Source organism: Burkholderia sp. AU4i, from assembly GCF_000466765.1.
Classification (GTDB): domain Bacteria; phylum Pseudomonadota; class Gammaproteobacteria; order Burkholderiales; family Burkholderiaceae; genus Burkholderia; species Burkholderia cepacia.
Genome location: NZ_ASSI01000418.1, coordinates 1 through 599, shown reverse-complemented (window position 1 = coordinate 599; position 599 = coordinate 1). Strand labels below are relative to the sequence as shown.

The following is a 599-nucleotide window of genomic DNA, read 5'->3' as shown; positions in this document are numbered from 1 at the left end:
TCGCCGATCACCGGCCGCGTCGGCATCTCGCAGGTGACGCCGGGCGCGTACGTGCAGGCGAGCCAGGCGACGCTGATGTCGACGGTGCAGCAGCTCGACCCGGTGTATGTGGACCTCACGCAGTCGAGCCTCGAAGGGCTGAAGCTGCGCCAGGACGTGCAGAGCGGGCGCCTGAAGACGAGCGGCCCGGGCGCGGCGAAGGTGTCGCTGATCCTGGAAGACGGCAAGACCTATTCGGAGCCGGGCAAGCTGCAGTTCTCGGACGTGACGGTCGACCAGACCACCGGCTCGGTGACGATCCGCGCGGTCTTCCCGAACCCGGGCAAGGTGCTGCTGCCGGGCATGTTCGTGCGTGCACGGATCGAGGAAGGCGTGAACGAGAACGCGTTCCTGGTGCCGCAGATCGGCGTCACGCACGACCAGAAGGGCCAGGCGATCGCGATGGTGGTGAACGCCAGCAACAAGGTCGAGCCGCGTCCGCTGAAGACGACGGGCATGCAGGGCCCGAACTGGGTGGTCGAAGGCGGTCTGCAAGCGGGTGATCACGTGATCGTGCAGGGCGTCGACAAGGTGCGCCCGGGTGCGACCGTGAAGACGGT

At 67.6% G+C, this 599-nt stretch carries 1 protein-coding gene; it reads left to right on the top strand.

All coding sequences use genetic code 11. The features are described from left to right. Positions 1-599: efflux RND transporter periplasmic adaptor subunit (locus L810_RS43165; RefSeq protein ID WP_042978452.1), on the top strand; the 599-nt coding region annotated here is incomplete at both ends.